This window comes from Halorussus marinus (assembly GCF_004521895.1).
GTDB lineage: Archaea > Halobacteriota > Halobacteria > Halobacteriales > Haladaptataceae > Halorussus > Halorussus marinus.
The window spans coordinates 216,222-236,386 of sequence record NZ_SBIR01000003.1; the positions used below are offsets into that span (position 1 = coordinate 216,222).

23 protein-coding genes are annotated in these 20,165 nt (G+C 69.5%); 13 read left to right on the plus strand and 10 right to left on the minus strand.

Annotated features, from left to right (window positions below):
* Window positions 1-31: 31 nt before the first annotated feature.
* Together EPL04_RS05255 and EPL04_RS05260 are read right to left on the minus strand one after the other, a co-directional pair.
* Window positions 32-1,213 carry a trans-sulfuration enzyme family protein gene (locus tag EPL04_RS05255; protein WP_134670093.1) on the minus strand — a complete coding sequence of 394 codons (1,182 nt, stop codon included), beginning with the start codon at window positions 1,211-1,213 and terminating at the stop codon, window positions 32-34.
* 232 nt (window positions 1,214-1,445) lie between these two features.
* Window positions 1,446-2,198, minus strand: coding sequence for a hypothetical protein (locus EPL04_RS05260; protein ID WP_134670095.1), 753 nt, complete (start codon window positions 2,196-2,198; stop codon window positions 1,446-1,448).
* Between the two features lie 82 nt (window positions 2,199-2,280).
* On the opposite strand from EPL04_RS05260, the gene radB reads away from it, so the two are divergent.
* Complete coding sequence (radB, locus tag EPL04_RS05265; protein ID WP_134670097.1) at window positions 2,281-2,976, plus strand: DNA repair and recombination protein RadB; 696 nt, start codon at window positions 2,281-2,283, stop codon at window positions 2,974-2,976.
* Window positions 2,977-2,983: 7 nt separating this feature from the next.
* On the opposite strand, the gene EPL04_RS05270 is transcribed toward radB, so the two are convergent.
* Window positions 2,984-3,355 carry a 30S ribosomal protein S8e gene (locus EPL04_RS05270; protein WP_134670099.1) on the minus strand — a complete coding sequence of 124 codons (372 nt, stop codon included), beginning with the start codon at window positions 3,353-3,355 and terminating at the stop codon, window positions 2,984-2,986.
* Window positions 3,356-3,468: 113 nt separating this feature from the next.
* Between EPL04_RS05270 and EPL04_RS05275 the strand changes: the two genes are divergently transcribed.
* Both EPL04_RS05275 and EPL04_RS05280 read left to right on the plus strand, forming a co-directional pair.
* Window positions 3,469-3,921, plus strand: coding sequence for a DUF2240 family protein (locus EPL04_RS05275; RefSeq protein WP_134670101.1), 453 nt, complete (start codon window positions 3,469-3,471; stop codon window positions 3,919-3,921).
* 25 nt (window positions 3,922-3,946) lie between these two features.
* Complete coding sequence (locus EPL04_RS05280; RefSeq protein WP_134670103.1) at window positions 3,947-4,348, plus strand: hypothetical protein; 402 nt, start codon at window positions 3,947-3,949, stop codon at window positions 4,346-4,348.
* Here EPL04_RS05280 and EPL04_RS05285 read toward each other — a convergent pair.
* Complete coding sequence (locus EPL04_RS05285; RefSeq protein ID WP_134670105.1) at window positions 4,322-4,981, minus strand: HAD family hydrolase; 660 nt, start codon at window positions 4,979-4,981, stop codon at window positions 4,322-4,324. The genes EPL04_RS05280 and EPL04_RS05285 overlap by 27 nt on opposite strands.
* 76 nt (window positions 4,982-5,057) lie before the next feature.
* Between EPL04_RS05285 and pyrF the strand changes: the two genes are divergently transcribed.
* Window positions 5,058-5,906, plus strand: a complete 849-nt coding sequence (gene pyrF, locus EPL04_RS05290) for an orotidine-5'-phosphate decarboxylase (RefSeq protein WP_167599424.1) — start codon at window positions 5,058-5,060, stop codon at window positions 5,904-5,906.
* Here pyrF and EPL04_RS05295 read toward each other — a convergent pair.
* The gene (locus tag EPL04_RS05295) at window positions 5,903-6,103 is read right to left on the minus strand and encodes a hypothetical protein (RefSeq protein ID WP_134670109.1); all 201 of its coding nucleotides are present in this window, start codon (window positions 6,101-6,103) and stop codon (window positions 5,903-5,905) included. The two genes, pyrF and EPL04_RS05295, sit on opposite strands and share 4 nt — an antisense overlap.
* Window positions 6,104-6,342: 239 nt before the next feature.
* Here EPL04_RS05295 and EPL04_RS05300 point away from each other — a divergent pair, with 239 nt between their 5' ends.
* The gene (locus tag EPL04_RS05300; protein WP_134670112.1) at window positions 6,343-6,759 is read left to right on the plus strand and encodes a DoxX family protein; all 417 of its coding nucleotides are present in this window, start codon (window positions 6,343-6,345) and stop codon (window positions 6,757-6,759) included.
* 89 nt (window positions 6,760-6,848) lie between these two features.
* On the opposite strand, the gene mptA is transcribed toward EPL04_RS05300, so the two are convergent.
* Both mptA and EPL04_RS05310 read right to left on the minus strand, forming a co-directional pair.
* Window positions 6,849-7,778, minus strand: a complete 930-nt coding sequence (gene mptA / locus EPL04_RS05305; protein ID WP_134670114.1) for a GTP cyclohydrolase MptA — start codon at window positions 7,776-7,778, stop codon at window positions 6,849-6,851.
* A 50-nt stretch (window positions 7,779-7,828) separates the two neighbouring features.
* Complete coding sequence (locus EPL04_RS05310) at window positions 7,829-8,650, minus strand: NAD(+)/NADH kinase (RefSeq protein WP_134670116.1); 822 nt, start codon at window positions 8,648-8,650, stop codon at window positions 7,829-7,831.
* Window positions 8,651-8,768: 118 nt separating this feature from the next.
* Between EPL04_RS05310 and EPL04_RS05315 the strand changes: the two genes are divergently transcribed.
* Complete coding sequence (locus tag EPL04_RS05315) at window positions 8,769-10,169, plus strand: KaiC domain-containing protein (protein ID WP_245154525.1); 1,401 nt, start codon at window positions 8,769-8,771, stop codon at window positions 10,167-10,169.
* 211 nt (window positions 10,170-10,380) lie between these two features.
* Here the strand turns inward: EPL04_RS05315 and EPL04_RS05320 are convergent, their stop codons facing one another.
* Entirely contained in the window at window positions 10,381-10,809 is a 429-nt protein-coding gene (locus tag EPL04_RS05320) for a universal stress protein (protein ID WP_134670120.1), read from the minus strand.
* 182 nt (window positions 10,810-10,991) lie between these two features.
* Window positions 10,992-12,785 carry an ATP-binding protein gene (locus EPL04_RS05325; protein WP_134670121.1) on the minus strand — a complete coding sequence of 598 codons (1,794 nt, stop codon included), beginning with the start codon at window positions 12,783-12,785 and terminating at the stop codon, window positions 10,992-10,994.
* Between the two features lie 83 nt (window positions 12,786-12,868).
* Here EPL04_RS05325 and EPL04_RS05330 point away from each other — a divergent pair, with 83 nt between their 5' ends.
* The 6 genes from EPL04_RS05330 (at window position 12,869) to EPL04_RS05350 (ending at window position 16,005) form a co-directional block, all read left to right on the plus strand.
* Complete coding sequence (locus tag EPL04_RS05330; protein WP_134670123.1) at window positions 12,869-13,219, plus strand: DUF7113 family protein; 351 nt, start codon at window positions 12,869-12,871, stop codon at window positions 13,217-13,219.
* A gap of 51 nt (window positions 13,220-13,270) precedes the next feature.
* Entirely contained in the window at window positions 13,271-13,411 is a 141-nt protein-coding gene (locus tag EPL04_RS18680; protein ID WP_167599425.1) for a hypothetical protein, read from the plus strand.
* Window positions 13,412-13,469: 58 nt separating this feature from the next.
* Window positions 13,470-13,931, plus strand: a complete 462-nt coding sequence (locus EPL04_RS05335; protein ID WP_134670125.1) for a desampylase — start codon at window positions 13,470-13,472, stop codon at window positions 13,929-13,931.
* Between the two features lie 44 nt (window positions 13,932-13,975).
* A complete protein-coding gene (locus tag EPL04_RS05340) occupies window positions 13,976-15,025 on the plus strand; it encodes a zinc-binding dehydrogenase (protein ID WP_134670127.1) in 1,050 nt (349 codons plus the stop codon).
* On the plus strand, window positions 15,022-15,306 hold the full coding sequence (locus EPL04_RS05345) for a hypothetical protein (RefSeq protein ID WP_134670129.1): 285 nt from the start codon (window positions 15,022-15,024) through the stop codon (window positions 15,304-15,306). Before EPL04_RS05340 ends, EPL04_RS05345 begins: the two co-directional genes overlap by 4 nt.
* Window positions 15,307-15,372: 66 nt before the next feature.
* Window positions 15,373-16,005, plus strand: a complete 633-nt coding sequence (locus EPL04_RS05350) for a MogA/MoaB family molybdenum cofactor biosynthesis protein (protein ID WP_134670131.1) — start codon at window positions 15,373-15,375, stop codon at window positions 16,003-16,005.
* A gap of 98 nt (window positions 16,006-16,103) precedes the next feature.
* On the opposite strand, the gene EPL04_RS05355 is transcribed toward EPL04_RS05350, so the two are convergent.
* A complete protein-coding gene (locus EPL04_RS05355; protein WP_134670132.1) occupies window positions 16,104-16,688 on the minus strand; it encodes an NUDIX hydrolase in 585 nt (194 codons plus the stop codon).
* 202 nt (window positions 16,689-16,890) lie between these two features.
* Between EPL04_RS05355 and carB the strand changes: the two genes are divergently transcribed.
* A complete protein-coding gene (gene carB / locus EPL04_RS05360) occupies window positions 16,891-20,160 on the plus strand; it encodes a carbamoyl-phosphate synthase large subunit (protein WP_134670134.1) in 3,270 nt (1,089 codons plus the stop codon).
* The last annotated feature ends 5 nt before the right edge of the window (window positions 20,161-20,165 follow it).

A 20,165-nucleotide genomic window follows, 5' to 3' on the forward strand; every position in this document is an offset into this window, starting at 1 on the left:
GGGATCGGCGAGTGCGACACGGGGCGCGGGTCTACGGGAGCGCGGTCCGGAGGTCCTCGCGGAGGTCGTCGGCGTCTTCGATGCCGGTCGAAACCCTGACCAGCGTCTCGGGGATCTCGGCGGTGGCCGACCCGTGGCTGATCTCGTCGGGGAGCATCAGCGACGGGACCTCGACGAGGCTCTCGACGCCGCCGAGGCTGGCCCCGGGCGTGAATATTTCGAGGCCCTCGACGAACGCCTCGAGTTCGACGAGCGTGCCATCGAACTCGAAGGAGAGCATCCCGCCGTACCCCGACATCTGTTCGGACGCCAGATCGTGTTGGGGATGGCTCTCTAGACCGGGGTAGCGGACGCGGGCGACCCGGTCGTGGTCCTCGAGGAGGCGCGCGACCGCCATCGCGTTTTCCTGGTGGTGTTCCATCCGCGCCGGCAGGGTCTTGATGCCGCGCGCGACGAGGTAACAATCGAACGGCGAGAGGACGTTTCCGAGCCCGATCCGTTGGGCAAACGCCAGTTTCTCGAAGACTGCGTCGTCGTCGGTGACGACGGCACCACCGATCGAGTCCGAGTGGCCGTTGAGGTACTTGGTGGTGCTGTGGACGACGACGTCGGCACCCAGTTCGAGCGGCGCCTGAAAGTACGGGCTCGCGAAAGTGCTGTCGACCCCGAACGGGACGCCGCGGTCGCGGGCGATGTCTGCCATCGATCGGACGTCACACAGACGCACCAACGGGTTCGTCGGTGTCTCCGCCCAGATCAGGTCGGTGTCCGAATCGACCGCCGCGGCGACGTTGTCCGGGTCGCGGGCGTCGACGAACTCCACGTCGACCCCGAGATGGCCGGCGACGTGTTCCGTGAGCAGTTTTTCGGTGCCGCCGTAGACGGAGTCCGACGAGACGACGTGGCCGCCCGGCGGGACCAGCGACAGAACCGTCGTCGAGATGGCGGCCATCCCCGAGGCGAACGCGAGTCCGTGCTCGCCGCCTTCGAGACGGGCCAGCTGGTCTTCGAGGGCCGCCCGGGTGGGGTTGCTCTCGCGCGAATAGTCGTGTTCGTTGGCATCGTCGCCGTCTGCCCACCGAAAGGTGCTCGAGAGGTGTACCGGCGGGACGACGTCACTCGTCGGGCGTTCCTCGGACCTCCTCGCGGTCTCGGCCGCCCCGACGGCGATCGTCGCGAATCCGTTTTCGTGGGAACTGTCGTTTCGTGTCATAGGTGGATCACCGTTCGCCCAACTCGCACGGAGTCGGCCACCGCTGCGGTTGGTTCGTCCGTGGAAAGAGTGTTCGGTAGCACGACATAGAGGTGCAGGTCGGGGCGAAATTGGCCAGTGACGACACACCGCGACGTGCATCGGGGTGTCGGTCGGACCTCCCACGGGAGTCTCAGTCCGCTCGCCCGCGTTCGGGTCGGCGTCCGAACGCGCAGTCCCGGTCGGGGAACCGTCACGTCGCGTCGTCCTCGCGGTGCTCGCGCATCGCCTCTTCGAGGGTCAGCTCTCCGGACGCCACGCGGCGCGCGAGTTCCTCGTCGATCTCGCGGTTGTCGTCGGCGCGCTCGCGCGAGCGGTTCTGGATGACCGTCAGCTCGCCCGGCGTCGGTTCGACTTCGCGGCTCTCGACGCGCTCGCCGTCGAGGCGCGCGATGTTCACCGCCGCGAGCACGTCGCCCATCCCGCGAGCGCCGGTGCCGAGGTACGGGGTCGTCCCGGTCTCGTCGACGAGCTCTACCGGCACGTCTTCGAGCGCTCGGATCAGCTTGCCGCCCTGTAATCTGGCGCCGTCGCCGATCCGGACGACCGGATCGACCGCGTCCGTGACTTCCTCTCGAACCACCGCTGCCACGTCGCCCAGCGGGACGTGGAAGGCCGCGACGACCATCTCGCCCGACAGCACCGCCACGCCGGGTCGAGTTCCCGGGTCGATCCCGACGACCGTCCGGCCGCCCTCGCCCCGCAAGAGCGCCAGCGCCTCCTCGACGGCCCGGCGGGGGTCGGCTGGGTCGGCGATCACCGTCCGGACGTCGGCGTCCGACTCCGCCGGCACGCTTTCGTCGTCGTCGGCTCGGACGAGCACGTCGGCGCTGTCGGGCGGGTCCGCGCCCGGTTCGACGGTGGTGAACGTCACGCCCCGGTCGCGAAGCTCGTTGACCACGCCGTGGTACAGCTCGAAGTCCTCGGTGGCGACGACGACTGTCACTCGTGGGGGTTCGACCCCGAGGGTCAAAACTCGTCCGCTCGGAATCCGGAGGCTTTTGCCCGGGAGGGACCAATCGGCGGGCGTGAACAACGAGGCCATCCCGACCGGGTGCGGGCCGCTCGACGACCTGCTCGACGGCGGGTTCGAGCGCGGGACCGTGACGCAGGTGTACGGCCCGCCAGCCGCGGGCAAGACGAACGTCGCGCTCGGGGCGGCGGTCGAAGTCGCCGCCGCCGGCGGGACCGCGGTGTACATCGACACCGAGGGGCTGTCGCTCGCGCGGTTCGAACAGGTCGCCTCGGCGAAGGCCGACGACGTCGAGGAGTTGACTTCCCGCATCGTGATCGAGGAGGCCTACGACTTCGAGGACCAACAGCAGGCGGTCCGGGACGCCGGCGAGTTCGCCGAGCGGGCGGATCTGGTGGTGCTCGACAGCGCCACCGGCTTCTACCGGATGGAGCGCTCGGAGGACACCGAGGGCGGGGAGGCGCTCCGGAAGGTCGCGAGTCAGGTCACCCACCTGCTGTCGCTGGCGCGCAAACACGACCTCGCGGTCGTGTTGACGAATCAGGTGTACACCGACCCCGACAGCGACCGCACCCGGCCGCTCGGGGGCCACACGCTCGAACACTGGACCGGCACGGTCGTCCGGATCGACCGGTTCCGGGGCGGGAACCGCCGGGCGACCCTCGAAAAACACCGCGCGAAGCCCGCGGGCGAGACCGCGCAGTTCGAGATCACGGACGCGGGGCTGTCGGGCGTCGAAGAACGGGTGTAGAAGCGAGTTACTCGACGAGGACGGCGTTCACGTTGCCGGTCTGGCCGGGGCGGGACGTGACGCGGGCCCGACCCTCGCTGGTCTCGATGACCGCGCCCTTGGTGACGATGTTCCGCCGGACGTAGTTGGGGTTGGCGGCGTTCTCGACGACGTCTTCGATGTCGGCCTCGACGGTCTCGCCGTCGATCGCGACGCTCGCGACGTTCGTCGACAGCGCGCGGACCTTCTGGGTGTTGCCCCGGGAGTCGAGGGTGCGGAACTTGGGGTCGCCGACCGTGGTCTCGGTCGGTTCGCGGCCCAGCTGGTGCTTTTTCTTCTTCTGCGCCGGGCGGAGTCGGCCGCCGGTGCGCTTGCGCGTCGAGTGTCCTTGGTCTTTCATACCCGTGAAATCGGCGAGCGCACACTTATATATCTCGGTTCCGCGCAATCGGCGGCTCCGGGCCGGCCCGCGGACCGACAGCTTTAGGCCGACCACGCGTCCGATTCGTACCGATGAGTCTCCGACGCGCAGTCGCGGCCCCGTTCAAGCAGAAGGGCCGCGAGCGCCTGCCAGAGAGCGAGCTCGTGGTCGCGCTGTCGCTGGACCGCGATTGGTTCTCGCCCGATCAGGCCGAGCGGCTGGTCGACGTGGCGACCGGACAGGGACTGCTCGACCGCCGGGACGACGGCGTCGTCGCGGGGTTCGACCCCTCGGCGGTCGAAATCCCCGACGGGTTCGTCCCCGACGAGTCGGTGCTTCAGGAGCAGTCGACGTTCGAGCGCCTGCTCGATCAGGTGGTCGCGGCCGGCACCGAAAAGCAGACCGCGGTCGCCGAGATCAACGAACTACAGGGCGACCTCGGCGTGACAATCGAGGCCGCGGCGGTCGTGTACGCCCGCCGGCGCGGCGTCGACGTGCGCGAGGCGGCCGCCGACGCCCGCGAGGAACTGAAAGCCGAAGGGTAATTCCGCCCCCGCTCGTACCGTGCGTATGGTCGAGGAGCGAACCACCGACGGCAAGCGTATCGCCCAGTTGCTCGCCTCGGAGGTCGACGGCCGCGAGGATTCGGGACTGTCGGCGCTCGACGTCGCCGACGCCGACCCAGACGCCGAGGGGTCTGCCGACGGCGAACTCGCGTACCGCATCGTCAGCCACGCCGGCGACGAGACCGTCGCCTTCGCGGCGGTCTACGCCCACGAGGACCGTACCAGAGTGGAGTTTCAGGCGGGCGTCGACGCCGCGGCCGAGGCCGCCGCGGACGCCGGCCTGCGGGTGCGACCGAAGGCGGTCCGGCCGCCGCGAACCGTCGTCTTCGTCGAGGACGGCGCGGCGGTGAAACGCGCCACCGACGCGGTGGTCGCGGCCCTACAGGCTCTCGAGGAGACCGGGTAGCTCGGCCGCGAGCCGATCGCGTTCGACGTGGGCGTCGGCCGCCGGCGCGGGGTCAGGCCCCCCGTCGAAGACGACCTGTATCGCCGCCATCCCGGCGGCCTGCGCGCCGTGAACGTCGGCCTCGGGGTCGTCGCCGACGTAGACCGCTCGCTCGGGGGCGACCCCGAGTTCGTCGAGGATCGCCGCGAACGCGCGCTCGTCTGGCTTGCCGGCGTCGAGTTCGCCGGTCACGACCGTCGCGTCGAACGCGTCCACCCACTCGAACGCTTCGAGTTTGCTTCGCTGGGCGCGGGTCGACCCGTTCGTGAGGAGTCCGAGCCGATAGCGTTCGCGCAGGTCCGCGAGCAGGCCCGGGACCCCCTCGACCGGCGCGAGCGCGTCGCCGAGCGCCTCGCGGTAGGCCTCGGCGAGCGCCGCGGGATCGGCGTCGCTGTCGGCCGCATCGAGGATGTCGGCGAAGATCGGCGTCCTGCTCTCGACGTCGAGGTAGTCGGCGTGGACATCTAGGTAGGTCGCCCGGTCGATTCGGGGCGCGCCGACCGCCTCGGTCGCGTCGTCGAGCACCTCCTGGCGGGGGCGATCGGGAACGGTCAGCGTGTAGTCGAAGTCGAAGACGACGGCGGTGACGGTCACGCCACGCTCTTGGACGGAGTCCGACTTGATACCTGCGGAGAGCAAGAGCCATGAGGGCCCGCGGGCAACTGTCGACGTGACCTGTTTCGACCGGCTTCGGGACCGGATACGCGAGACCGGCGGCGGCCTCGCGGTCGGGCTGAACCCCGAGCGTTCGCGGCTCCCCGCCGACTGTCGCGAGTACGACTACCCTCGGCGGGCGTTCACCCGCCGCATCGTCGACGCGACCAGCGACCACGCGGCGGCTTACACCCTGAACCCGGCGTACTACGCCGACGCCGACGGTCGGGTCGCGATGGCCGAGACCGTCGCCTACGCCCGCGGACGGGGCGTGCCGGTCATACTCGACGGCAAGTGGACCGCGATCCGCGGGTCGCGGGTCGGTCTGCTCGATTCGATGGACGCGGTGACGGTCGCGCCAGCGGTCGGCGTCGGCTCGGGCGCGCTCGGCGACGAGGCGCTCGCGCGACTTCGAGACACCGAGACGGCGGCGTTCGCGGTCTGCCGGACGCCCAACGCGGGGGCGAGCGACCTCCAGGCGCTCGCGGTCGCCGGCGAGAGCGACCCCGAGGAGACGGTAGCCGAGCGGGTGGCCTCGCGGGTCGCCGAACGGGCGGTCGACGCCGAGGTCGCGATCGGACTGCTGGTCGGCGGCCCGAGCGAGACGCTCAAACGGCTCCGCGAGCGCGCCCCGGACCTGCCGTTTCTCGCGGTCGGCGAGACGAGCAACGGCCCCGACATCGCCGACTACGTGACTCCCGACGACGCGGGCGAGCCGGGCGTCGGCCTCGTGGAGGCCGGCCGGGAAGTCATCTACGCCGGCGAGGCCCCCGGCGCCGCCCCCGGCCGCGATCGGGACCGGGACGCCGACGCGTACGCCGCCGCGGCCCGGCAGGCGGCGGGACGACTCAGCCGCCGGCTTTAAAAGCGCATCACGTCCTCGTCGTCGAGATCGTCGGGTACCGCGGTCGCGCGCCCGTCGTCCCCGTCGGTCGAAGCGCACTGGACACAGAGGTCGAACCGCTCGCTCCAGTGGTCCTCGCAGGCGAGAGTCCCGCAGTTCGGACACGAGTGGGCCGCCTCGTTGCGCTCGCAGATCTGACAGAGGCCGGTGACGCTCATGGCGAGTACGTACGACGCCCGGCCCAATGAGTGTGTGGGCGACCCGCGATTCGGGCGTCGTCTCAGTGCGCCGACGACTCGATGACATCGGTGTCAGCCGGTGGCGCCAGTGTTGCCGAGATTATATATCGGTTCCGAATAGAACTACATTCCGTGACGAAACCCAGTAACCGATCGAAACCTGAATCGCGCCCACGGACCCCCGAACCAGACGCCCGATCGCGGGAGGTGTCGGCCTGATGGCGGTCACCGGCGTCGAAGGGATCGCGCTCCTCGTCGGTCGCGTCCTGTTCGGGGGCGTCGTCGCGTTCATGGGGTTCAACCACTTCGTGCAGACCGAACAGATGACCGGATACGCCGAGTTCAAGGGCCTCCCCGCTCCGACGCTCTCGGTCCTCGGGTCGGGGGCCGTCCTCGTCGCCGGCGGCCTCGGCGTTCTCGCCGGCGCGTTTCCCGTCGCGAGCGCGGTCGCCGTCGCGGCGTTCCTCTTACTCTCGGCGGTGACGATGCACGACTTCTGGGCCGTCCCCGACGACCAACGGCAAGACGAGATGACCCAGTTCCTCAAGAACGTCGCGCTGGCCGGCGGCGCTGTCGTGGTCGCGGCGGTCGGCACGCAGGCGTGGGCGTACGACCTCGGCCTCCGTCTCCTGTAACGCCGCACGACTGTTTTCAAAATTCGTTCTCGGGTCGGGACGGAGCGAGCAGTCCGACGCGGCGAATCGCAGGGCGGATCGAAACGCCGTCAGTCGTCGGCGACTTCCTCGCGGAGCGTCCCCAACTCGGCCATCCGCTCGGCGTGGGCGTTGTGCTGGTGGATGGACTCGTCGTTGCTCTGTTTCATCGTGACGACCGCGTCGTCGGGGAGGTCGGGGAACTGGGCCACCACGCCCTCGGCCATGTCGCGCACGCAGTCCTCGACGAACTTCGCGTTGGCGTGGGCCTCGAAAGTCATGTGGTCCTCGTCGGGACGCTTCGCGAGGTTGTAGATCCGCGCGCTCATCGAGTCGCGGGCCACCTCGATCAACTCCAGGAGGTTCACCTCGGGCGCGCCCTCGCTCTCGACGGTGAGCGTCGCGTGACCGCGCTGGGAGTGGCCCGCTTGGGGGACCTCCCGCAGGAACTCCCGCACCTCCTCGTCACCGACTCCGAGGTCCTCGAGTTTCCGGCGGGCGGTCTCGCTCATCATCCCCTGCGAGCAGGGACAGACGGTCATGCCGGTGACCCGCGCGCCGATCTTCTCGCGGGTGCCCTCGTCGGTGGCGGTCGCGCCCGCGAGGATGTCGACGGTCGCCTGCGTCGGGCGCTCGCTCGCCGGGGTCTCGTCTTTGATCATGTACTCGGCCTCCATCTGGACCTCGGCCTTGGAGGTGTAGTCGTGTTTCTCGAGGAGGCGCTCGGCGGCCTCCCCGCAGACGTCCTCGACGCGATAGGTGGGTTCGGTCACCGCGTCTTCGAGGATCTCGTCGACGACTTCCATGTTGCGACTCATGTCCGCGCCCTTCCGCCAACTCGGCAGGTCGACCAGCACTTCGAACTCCGCGGTCAGCACGATCGGCCGCTTGTCGGGTCGCGCGAGTTCGACCAGCTTGGTCACGCCCGTCACGCCGACCCGGTTCAGGCCGACTTCTACGTCCGGCTCGGACGCCTGTACGTCCGGCAGTTGCTCGTCCATTACCCGAGGATAGCGAGCGGGGCTGATTAGGGCTTTCCCTTTCGGAAAAGTCAGTCGAGCTTCCCGAGCGCCTCGAAGAAGTCGCTCGCCGGTTCGGCGATCCGGGCCGGCTCGTCGGCGACGCCAACTCGGACCCACTCGGGGGTCTCGATCCGCTTGCGGGTGCTGTCGCCGCTGACGAAGCCGTGTTCGGCGTCGGCCGCCCGAATCTCGACCTCGCTGTCGCTCGGGATCACCAGCGGCGCCATCGACTCGGCCGCGCACATCTCGGTCACGATCAGGGCGTCGACCTCGGGGTGGACCACCGGGCCGCCCTCGCTGAGGTTGTACGCGGTGCTACCGGTCGACGTCGAGACCAGCACGCCGTCGCCCCGACCGCCGGCGAACAGCCGACCGTCGACCCTGACCTCGTACTCGATCCCGTTGCCGTGGCCCCGCTGGGCGCCTTGGACGACGATCTCGTTGAGCGCCGGCGGGAGCGTCCAGTCGCCGTCGCCGTCGGCGATCAGCCGGGGCGCCTCCCGGACCGGGATCGATCCCGATTCGCGGTAAACGGCAACCACCGACTCGACCGTCTGGACCGCCTCGCGAGGTGCGACGCCGTTGAGGAATCCGACCTCGCCGAGGTTGACCCCCAGAATCGGCGTCGAGCCCGCGCCGCGGGCCGCAAAGAGGAACGTCCCGTCACCGCCGATCGAGACCACGAGGTCTGTGGCGTCCATCTCGTCGACCGGCCGACCGTCGCCGTCGACCGTCGCGGCCGTCGCGGCGTCGAGCCAGACGGTCACGTCGTCGGGCAGCGTTTCACGTATTCGTGCGGCCAGAAAGGCGGCGCGGGAGTTGCCCTTCTGGGCGACGATACCGACTTTCATCGGTGGCACTTCTCGCCCGGTCGGCAAAAGTCCGCCGACACCGAGAAACATTCAAATGCGGTCGGTCCGACGTGTCACACATGTTCCCGCGCGCTCGACGGTCACGGAGGTGGACGGCGTGAGCGACGACGACTGGTTCGAGCGCGCGCTCGACGAGGCGTCCGACGAGGAGACCGACGACTCCGAGTCCGAAGACGGCGAGCGCTCGGCCGACGCCGAGGCGCCCTCCGAAATCGGAGACCGGGAGAATGCAGGCGCCGACCCGGGCGGAATCGAGCGCGAGGCAGACCGCGGCGAGTCGGAGTTCGGCGGCGACGCCGACACGGACGCCGGATTCGGCACCGATTCCGGGACGGACACCGGGTTTGGCGACGCCGGCGGCGCCGACGGATTCGGGGATGCGTCCGACACGGACCCCGGGTTCGGGGATGCGTCCGACACGGACCCCGGATTCGACGACGCGTCCGACACGGACTCCGGGTTCGGCCCAGACGCCGAGGACGGTGACGTCGTCGGCGACGATCGGGACGCCGGGGACGGCCCCGACGGCGAAGCCGACGGGTTCGCGGACGCCGACCCCTACGAGGCCAGTGACGACGAGGGGCTGTTCGACGAGGACTTCAGCACCGCCTTCGAGAACGCACCGGGCGGCGGTGGCGCCGGCGGCGACACGGAGTTCGGCGACGCCGGCCTCGGCGACGCCGCCCCCGAGGGGTTCGGTGGCGACGACGCCGGCTTCGGGATGGGCGGTGGTGGCGGGTTCGGCGAGACCGACGAGCCGTTCGAGGAGACCGAGTTCGACGAGGAGTTCGAGTCGTCGATCCCGCGAGTGGACGTCGGAATCGAGGGCCTCGACAGCATGATTCAGGGCGGGGTGCCCGAGCGGTCGCTGTTGACCACCATCGGGTCGGCCGGGACCGGCAAGACCACGTTCGGGCTCCAGTTCCTCAACGAGGCGCTCGAAGCCGGCGAGAACGCGGTGTTCATCACCCTCGAAGAGAGCCGCGGTCGGATCATCAACACCGCCACCGAGAAGGGGTGGTCGTTCGACGACTACGAGTCGGAGGGACGGCTCGCGGTCATCGACCTCGACCCCATCGAGATGGCGAACAGCCTCACGTCGATCCGAAACGACCTCCCGCGGCTCATCGAGGACTTCGGCGCGTCGCGGCTCGTCCTCGACTCGGTGTCGCTGCTGGAGATGATGTACGACGAGCAGGCGACCCGCCGCAACGAGGTGTACGACTTCACGCGGAGCCTCAAGCAGGCGGGCGTGACCACGATGCTCACCAGCGAGGCCAGCGAGGAGAACTCCTACGCCTCCCGGCACGGCATCATCGAGTATCTGGTGGACGCGGTCTTCATCCTGCGGTACATCCGATCGAGCGACGACTTCCGGGAGACGCGGCTCGCGGTCGAGATTCAGAAGATTCGGGACGCGAACCACTCCCGGGAGATCAAACCCTACTCCATCACGAACGACGGCATCAGCGTCTATCGGCAGGCGAATATCTTCTGAGACGACCTGTTGCTGTCTTTGCGAGCACCGGTTCGGAAGCCCGGCGGTCTTCGGGTGCGGGCGGCGCCTGCACGCCCCGTCCTTGCAGACGCTCGATCAAAAACACCGGGAGAGCGTAGGTGGTGGCAGGGGTTGGCACGGACGCCGAGCGAGTCTCGCCGGGGGCGGCGCGACTCGCGGAGCCCGTCGGACGGCGACAGCGAGGCGTAGCCTACCGCACGACCGTCACCGGCTTCGTCGCGCGCCGGACCACCGTCTCGGCGACGCTACCGAGCAGGATGCGCGAGACCCCCGATCGGCCGTGGCTCCCCATGACGATCTGGTCGATCCCTTCCTCGTCGGCGTACTCCACGATGACGCTGGCGGGGCGGCCCATCTCGGTGACGGGGTTCAGGGTGACGTCGTACTCGTCGGCGGTCTCCTGTGCCCCCTCGAACAGCGATTCGCTCTGCTCGCGGGCGTTCTCGTACCACTCCTCGGAGCCGCCGGGCATCCCCACCGGGGCGTTGTAGCCGGCGTCGATGGGGTCGATGACGTTGAGCACGGTGATCGTGTCGTCGGCGAACTCTTCGAGCGCGAAGTTGAGCGCGGTTCTCGACTGCTCGGAGCCGTCGATCGGGACGAGTATCTCTTTGCTCATGGCCACGGGTAGACACGGCGTTCATTTAACTCTACATGTCGCCGTCGCGAGTCGAGAACGGCGACAGGCCCGGGCGGGGAGTCGGCTTCGCTCGCCCGTCGGGTCGCTCCGAGAGACCCGCGTTGGGCGCCTCGCTACTCGCGGTTTCACCGCTCGTGTTCCCGTGAGCCGGCCGGCTCACGCTACTCCCGGCCGTGTTTGGTCACGCACTTGGGCAAGCCGGTGATCTCGACCGGCTCGGAGTTGTCCGGCGAGTAGACCACCATCTGGCCCTTCTCCATGTACGGCACCTTCCCTTCGAGCTTCGAGGGGATGTTGACGCTCTTGATCGCGTCCTCGTCGCCGAGGTTCAGCACGATCGTGGTGTTGATCTGCTTGAACACCGCCTCGTGGATGTCTTGGGGGTCCTGGGTGATGAGAAACAGGCCCAGACGCTCCTTGCGGCCCTGCTTTGCGGCCTCGGTGAACTTCCCGATGACCTTCCGGGCCTGCACGCTGTCGGCGTCGGTCAGGAAGTTGTGGGCCTCGTCCATCCCGACCACGAGCGGCGTCTCCTTCACGCGGTCGTACCGGGGCGCGTTCGAGAGCTTCTCGTCGACGAGCAGGCTGGCGAGCGCCAGCACCACCACCTCGGTCGCCCGCGAGTCGTTGACGTGATAGGTCGGCACCACGGTGAGCCCGCCGGGCCGGACGAACCGGCGTATCTGGTCGGTGATCGGTCGGGCGTCCTGATCGAACACGTCGTGGAACGCCGAGCCGATGACCCGGCGCTTGACCGCGTCGTAGGTGGCCTCGTGGACTCGGCCCGACTCGTCGAGTTCCTCGCGGAGCGCGGGGTCGTCGACGTAGTCGACGAACTGCCGGTAGGTCCCCGAATCGCCCGCCTGCTCGAAGAAGCGCTCGATGAGCAGTCTGAGCGCGTTGTACTGATTGTCGTTGAGGCTCGCGCCCGCGACCAGCCACGGCCGGCGCCGGACCATCGAGAAGGGGATGGTGAACTCGACCTGCTCGGCGCGGTGGTGGTCGGCGGCGTAGCCGCCGGCGCCGACCTTCGGCACGAACGCGACGGTGTCGTCGTGGCCGCCGCAGGCGACGCCCTCTCGCTCCCACCGGCGGCGGTCGGCGTCGGTCACGTCCGGGTTGTCGTCGTGCATCTGGGCGTACTCGTCTTGGGGGTCGAACTGGACGACAGCGGCCCGGCGCTCGGCGCCGTCGGCCATCTCGTAGCGGCGCTCCTCGCCGAGGAACTGCCGGAGGACGTTCTTCGCGCCGTGGGTCTTGCCCGACCCGGTGCCCCCGGCCACGAGGGTGTGACGGAACACGAGCGGATCGCCGTCGCCGTAGTCGTCTTTCAGCCGGTAGTCGATCGTGGGGGGCTCGGCGGCGGTCCGGACCTTCTCGCCGCCGACCGAGAGGTGGCCGAGGAACACGCCGTCTTCGGGCATCTTGAGCCCGGTCTTGATCTCGGGCTTGTCGTCGGCCTGCCGGACGACCGCCTTCGGCTTGGGGACCCGGTCGGTCATCCGGCGCTTGAGCTCGCCGTCGTCCGAGTAGAGGACCGCGACCGGCTCCAGCGTGGCGAGGAGTTTGTAGTCGGTCTCCTCGATCTCCTCGCGGCGCATCGCGCGCTTGGAGTGAATCTCGGTCGCGTCGTCGACGCGGTACTCCTGCTCGTACGAGAGCGCCGAGACGCGACAGAACAACTTCTCGTCGTCGGGGTAAGGCGCGAGGAGGTAGGTGCCGACGCGCACGTCGTCGCGGTTGTCGGCGGTCACGTACGCCCGGAGGTGGGTCTCGTCGGACTCCTCGCTGATACGGAGGCCGTCGGCCGCCGAGAGGGTGCCGATGCCGCGGTCGCTCCCGACGGGGTCGGGCTCGATCCGCTCGAACGTGTCGCCCTCGTCGGCGGCGCCGTCCGCGGGATCGGACCCGGAGGCGTCGCCCTCGAAGCTCTCGAAGTCGCCGAGGTCGGTCATCGTTCCCGACGACGAACCCCTCGGTCAAACACGTTTCGCCGTCAGTCGCGCTCCTTTTACCTCCAGGCGCCCTATCGGAGGCCATGTTACTCATCCGCGGCGAAGGCGGGGGGACGACCCTGACGGGGACGCTGTACGAGCGCGGGGAGCGCGCGCCGCGGTTCAAGGGCGCGCCCGACGAGGACGCCCCCTACGTGTGGGTCTGCGACGAGTTCTACGAGGTCGAGAGCGGCGGGACCGTCCAGAAGGTCAACGGCGAGGAGGTCAACGTCGCGTTCGAGTCGCCGATGCCCCGAGGGTTCGACACGAAAGAACAGGCGACCCAGGCCGCCCGCGAGCACGTCAAGACCCAGTTCGCCCGCATCGGGGTCGATCCCGAGGACGTGACCATCACCGTCGAGAAGTCCGAACACGAGGCCGCCGAGCCACAGTAGTCGGGTCCGCGCGGGCCAAGCCTATTTTTGCCGGGCGACCCAAACGCCGGCGTGAAGCTATCCACGACGCTGATCGCGGTCGGCCTGCTGTTGATCGTGCTCCCGATCCCGATCCTGCCGCCGTTCGTCGGCGCGACGGTCGGGGTCGTCCTCCTGCTCGGCGGGCTCGGCCTGCGGCTGTTCGGCCTCTGAGCCCGGCCGCGGGGCGGCGACCATTTATCTCGGCTCGGCCCGAACCGGGAGCCAGACAGTGACGCTCGCTCTTCCCGACGACGTCCGCGAGGAGATACTCGCACACGCCCGCGAGGGCGCGCCCGAGGAGGTGTGTGGCATCCTCGCGGGCAGGCGCGACGGCGACGACGCGGAGGTCCTCGCGCGCCATCCGGCCGCAAACGCCGCCGCCGACCCGCGGACGCGCTACGAGATCGGCGCGCGCGAACAGCTCGAACTGCTGGAGGCGATCGACGAGGCCGGCCGCGAGGTGGTCGGGTTCTACCACTCGCACCCGCGCGGGCCGGCCGAGCCGAGCGCGACCGACGCCGCCGAGGCGACCTGGCCCGGCCGGTCGTACGTCATCGCCGTCCCCGGAGAGTCGGGCGGCGGCGAGGCCGACGATCCGACCCCGAGCGCTCTCAGATCGTGGCGCTGGACGGGCGAGCGCTTCGTCGCCGAGGACGTCCGGTCGACCGAGGCCTCGGACCCGGACGCCTGAGCCGTTGAGGTACAGTTTTACCCCCGGAACCCCACGCTTCGACTATGCAAGCCGTCCAGTTCACCGACCACGGTGACCGCGACGTCATCGAGTACGGCGACTTCCCGGACCCGACGCCGGACCGCGACGAAGTGCTCGTGGACGTGAAGGCGGGCGCGCTCAACCACCTCGACGTCTGGACCCGGAAGGGGCTCCCGGGCGTCGACCTCGAACTGCCCCACGTCCCCGGTAGCGACGCGGCGGGCGTCGTGCTCGAAGTCGGCGAGGACGTGACCCGGTTCGAGCCCGGCGACCGGGTGGCGCTGTCGGCCGGCGTCTCCTGTGGCCACTGCGAGTTCTGCCGGCACGGGGAACACTCGCTGTGTGAGAACTACCACATCATCGGCGAACACGTCCGGGGGGTCCACGGCGAGATGGCCGCGGTGCCCGCCGCCAACCTCGTCTCGGTCCCGCAGGGCGTGTCGTGGAACGTCGCGGCGGCCGCCCCGCTGGTGTTCCAGACCGCGTGGCGGATGCTGGTGACCCGGGCGGACGTCGACCCCGGCGAGAAAGTCCTCGTGCTCGGGGCGTCGGGCGGCGTGGGCCACGCCGCGGTCCAGATCGCCGACTACCTCGGCGCGACCGTCTTCGCGACCGGGAGCACCGACGAGAAACTCGACCACGCCCGCGAACTGGGCGCCGACCACGCGATCAACTACGCCGAAGACGACTTCGCCGATCGGGTCTACGACCTGACCGACGGCCGGGGCGTCGACGTGGTCGTCGACCACGTCGGCGAGCAGACCTACCCCGACTCGCTCAAGAGCCTCGCGAAGGGCGGTCGACTGGTCACATGCGGGGCCACCACCGGTCCGAACCCCAACGCCGGGCTCAACCGCATCTTCTGGAACCAGCTGTCGGTGATCGGCTCCACGATGGCGACCCACGGCGAGGTCGACGACGTGCTCGAACTGGTGTGGGACGGCGAGTTCGAGCCCGCGATCAGGGAGGTCCTGCCGATGAGCGAGACCGCCCGCGCCCACGAACTGCTCGAAGAGCGCGAGGGGTTCGGCAAGGTCGTGGTCGTCCCGGACAGCGAGTACGGCCGCCAATGAGCGACGACACCTACACCCACCGCCCCGGCGCCGTCGAGGGCGGGGACGCCGACGCGGAGGTCTCCGACCCCGCCGCGCCCGTCGAGCGAGGCACCGAGGAGTGGGACTGGCGCGGGTGGGTGCTGGTCGGCGTCATCGTCGTCTGCTTTCTGGTGGTCCCGGCGACGATCCTGCTGATCCCGCCGGGCGGGCCGTTCAAGGCGGCCTACCTCGTGTTGCCCCTGCTTCCGGCGTTCCTGCTCGGCGCGACCGCGGTGTGGTCGGCCCAGCGCTCGTCCTGACGTATCGGTGTCACTATCGACGGTGTGCGGCGTTGTTTTAAGGTGCTGTCGGCCGAACGCCGACGTATGGTCGATTTCCAGTCTCGCGACACGAGCCGCGGCTTCGACGACGGGGACGACGAGAGCGATCCGGACCGCGAGGAGCCCCACGGCGAGGAGTCGGGCGACGACGAGAGCCACGACCACCACGATCACGACGACCACGACCACCACGCCCACGACGTCGAGTCGCTCGGGGCCGCCGTCGTCACGGTGTCGTCCTCGCGGTCGCTCTCGGACGATCCGGCGGGCGACGCCATCGTCGCGGCGTTCGAGGCGGCGGGTCACAGCGTCGTGAGCCGCGACCTGATCGGCGACGACTACGACGGCGTCCAGGGGTCGGTCAACGCGCTGGTCCGGCGCGGCGACGTCGACGTGGTCGTGACGACCGGCGGGACCGGCGTCACGCCCGACGACGTGACCGTCGAAGCGATCGAGCCCCTGTTCGACAAGCACCTGCCCGGGTTCGGCGAACTGTTCCGTTCGCTGTCGTTCGAGGAGATCGGGACGAAGATCGTCGGCACGCGTGCGGCCGCGGGGATCGCCGAGGGGACGCCCGTCTTCTGCCTCCCGGGGAGCGAGAACGCCGCCCGACTCGGTGCAGAGGAGATCATCGTCGAGGAGGCGGGCCACCTCGCGGGGCTGTCGGATCGCGAGTAACGCGATTACGTAGGAATCGCGAGAAGACGAGCGGGGAGAACCGACCCGCGAGTAGCGCGATTACGTAGGAATCGCGAGAAGACGAGCGGAGCGACAGATCAGTCGAAGTCCCGGCGCATCGCGATCTCGAACCACGGGCACAGCCGGAGCTGGCGGTACCACTCGGGGTTGTCGTGGAGGCGCTCGTAGGGCACCCACATCAGGCCCGCGACCTCCGCCTCGTCGGGGTCGAGCGAGACGTCGTCGAGAGTGAGCTTGAGGACCGCACAGACCTCGTGTTCGACGCCAGCGTTCTCGAAGTAGCGCTTGTACTCGAAGCGGTCGGTGACCCGGAGGTCGTCGTACTGGTCGGGCGTGATTCCGAGTTCTTCGTCGAGGCGCTGGCGGGTGGCCTCCTCCTGTGACTGACCCTGCACCGGGTGGGAGGCGACGGTGCCGTCCCACCACGTCCCCCACAGGCGCTTGTCGGGGGCCCGCTGGGCCAGCAGGATGTTGCCCTCGCCGTCGAACACCAGTGAGGTGAACGCGCGGTGGCGCGTGCCGTCGCCGGTGTGTGCGTCGAGGCGGTTGATCGTCTCCTGCTCGTTGTCGTCGGCGTCGACCGCGACGACGTGCTGGCGGGCGTTCTCGTGCTCTGCGGTCTCGGGCGCGTCGGCGTCCGGGGCCGTGTCGTCCGTGCTCATTGGACGGCCATTACCGTGGGTCGGTAAAACGCTCTTCGATAGTTCGCGGCGAAACGCGCGCGACCGCCGCGAACGACCGTACTCCCGGGGACCGTCGGCGCGCCCGTCGCTCCGGGGCGAATTCGAATTTCGAAATTTGGCTCCGGAACTCGTAATCTATCGTCGGATTTATTACGATGAGCGAACTCTCTCCTACCAACGAATGACCGAGGAGACCACAGCCGACGGACGGACGATCCTACTCATCGGCAGCGGACCCATCCAGATCGGGCAGGCCGCGGAGTTCGACTACTCCGGGGCGCAGGCCTGCCGCGCGCTCCAGGAAGAGGGAGCGCGAGTCGTGCTGGTCAACTCGAACCCAGCGACCATCATGACCGATCCGGAGATGGCCGACGAGGTGTACATCGAGCCGATCACCACCGAAGCCATCGCCGAGATCATCCGGACGGAGAACCCCGACGGCGTCATCGCGGGGCTCGGGGGCCAGACCGGGCTGAACGTCACCGCCGAGCTCTCCGAGGAGGGCGTCCTCGAAGCGCACGACGTCGAGATCATGGGCACGCCCCTGGAGACCATCTACGCCACCGAGGACCGGGACCTGTTCCGCCAGCGGATGGAGGAGCTTGGCCAGCCGGTCCCGGCGTCGACGACCATCGCGCTCGACGAGGGCGAGGCGGTCGCCGATCTGACCGAGGAGTCGCTTCGCGAGCGCGTCGAGGCGGCGGTCGAGGCGGTCGGCGGCCTCCCGGTCATCGCCCGCACCACCTACACGCTCGGCGGATCGGGCTCGGGCGTCGTCTCGGAGATGGACGAGCTCTTCGACCGCGTCCGGAAGGGCCTGCGGCTCTCCCGGAACAGCGAGGTGCTCATCACCGAGTCGATCTCCGGGTGGGTCGAACTGGAGTACGAGGTGATGCGCGACGCCGGGGACTCGACGATCATCATCTGCAACATGGAGAACATCGACCCGATGGGCATCCACACGGGCGAGTCGACGGTCGTCACGCCCTCGCAGGTCATCCCCGACGACGGCCACCAGGAGATGCGCGACGCCGCCCTCGAAGTGATCCGTGATCTGGGCATTCAGGGCGGCTGTAACATCCAGTTCGCGTGGCGCGACGACGGCACCCCCGGCGGGGAGTACCGCGTGGTCGAGGTCAACCCCCGCGTCTCGCGGTCGTCGGCGCTCGCCTCGAAGGCGACCGGCTACCCGATCGCCCGCGTGACCGCGAAGGTCGCGCTCGGCAAGCGCCTCCACGAGATCGAAAACGAGATCACCGGCGAGACCACCGCCGCCTTCGAGCCCGCGATCGACTACGTCGTCACGAAGGTGCCCCGGTGGCCCAAAGACAAGTTCCCCGACGTGGACTTCGAGCTGGGCACCGCGATGAAGTCGACCGGCGAGGCGATGGCGATCGGCCGGACGTTCGAGGAGAGCCTGCTGAAGGCGCTTCGCTCCTCGGAGTACGACCCCGAGGCCGACTGGGCCGAGGTCGACGACCAGACCCTCGAAACCGACTACCTCGAAGCCCCGACGCCCGACCGCCCGTACGCGATGTTCGAGGCGTTCGACCGCGGGTACACCGTCGCCGAGGTCGTCGAGCTCACCGGCATCTACGAGTGGTACGTCGAGCGCTACCGGAACGTCGCCGACGCGGCGGTCGCGGCCCAGGAAGGCGAGTTCGAGTCCGCCGCCGAGGCCGGGTTCACCGACCACGAGATCACGGCGCTCGCGGGCGGCGAGTTCGAGGACACCCACTCGTCGTGGCTCCCCGCAGAGTCCGACGACGGCGCGGCCACCGACGGCGCGGGCGTCACGGTCGACGACGTCGAGGCGGCCGCCCCCGACCGGGACTTCAAGCAGGTCGACACCTGCGCGGGCGAGTTCGCGGCGTCGACCCCGTACTACTACTCCTCGCGCCGGCCGGGCGCCGGGCTCGGCCGCGACGAGGTGCAGGTCGACCGCGACGTCGAGAGCGTGGTCGTGGTCGGCGGCGGCCCGATCCGGATCGGACAGGGCGTGGAGTTCGACTACTGCTCGGTCCACGCGGTCCGGGCGCTCCGCGAGCAGGGCATCGAGGCCCACGTCGTCAACAACAACCCCGAGACCGTCTCGACCGACTACGACACCTCCGACGGACTGTTCTTCGAGCCGATCACCGCCGAGGAGGTCGCGGACGTGATCGAGGCCACCGGCGCCGACGGCGTGATGGTCCAGTTCGGCGGCCAGACCTCCGTCGACATCGGCGAGCCCCTCGAAGACGAGCTCGCACGCCGGGAGCTCGACTGTGATATCCTCGGCACGTCGGTCGAGGCGATGGATCTGGCGGAGGACCGCGACCGGTTCAACCGCCTGATGGACGATCTGGGCGTCGCCCAGCCCGAGGGCGGCTCGGCGACCAGCGAGGCCGAGGCGCTCGATCTCGCCCACGACATCGGCTACCCGGTACTCGTCCGGCCCTCCTACGTGCTCGGCGGACGCGCGATGGACGTGGTCGGCGACGACGAGGAGCTCAAAGAGTACATGGCCGAGGCGGTCAGGGTGAGCCCCGACAAGCCGATCCTCATCGACGAGTTCCTCGCCGACGCCGTCGAGCTCGACGTGGACGCGGTCGCCGACGGCGAGGACGTGCTGATCGGCGGCATCATGGAGCACGTCGAGTCCGCGGGGGTCCACTCGGGCGACTCCGCGTGCATGATCCCGACCCGGGCGCTCGACGAGGCGACCCTCGGCCGGGTCCGGGACGTGGTCGAGGACATCGCGGTGGCGCTCGACACGGTCGGCCTGCTGAACGTCCAGCTCGCGGTCCAAGACGGCGAGGTGTACGTGCTCGAAGCCAACCCGCGCTCGTCGCGGACCGTCCCGTTCGTCTCGAAGGCGACCGGCGTCCCGATCGCCAAGCTCGCCGCGAAGGTGATGGCCGGCGAGTCGCTGGCCGCCCTCGATACCGACGAGCAGGTCCCCGAGCAGGTCAGCGTCAAGGAGGTCGTCCTGCCGTTCGACCGCCTGCCGGGGTCGGACCCGCGGCTCGGTCCGGAGATGAAATCGACCGGCGAGGTCATGGGCACCGCCGACACCTTCGGGAAGGCCTACGACAAGGCTCAGGACTCGACCGGCAAGCCGATTCCCGGCGAGGGAACCGCGCTCGTCGACCTGACCGACGACTTCGGCGAGTACTTCAGCACCGAGGAGTTCGCCACCCACTTCGAGGTGGTCACCCCCGACCAGTTCGCCGACGACGCCGCGGCGTGGACCGACCGCGCGAAGGAGGCCGTGCGGTCGGGCGACGTCGACCTCATCGTCTCGCGCAACCGCGACGTGCTCGAAACCGCGGTCGAGGAGGAAGTGACCTACTTCTCGACGGAGGCCAGCGCGAGCGCCGCGCTGGAGGCCCTCGACGCCCGCGAGGAGCCCCTCGACGTACTGCCGGTCGGGGACCGCCCAAAGCAGGTCCGCGAGTGGGGTCGCTGACCGCC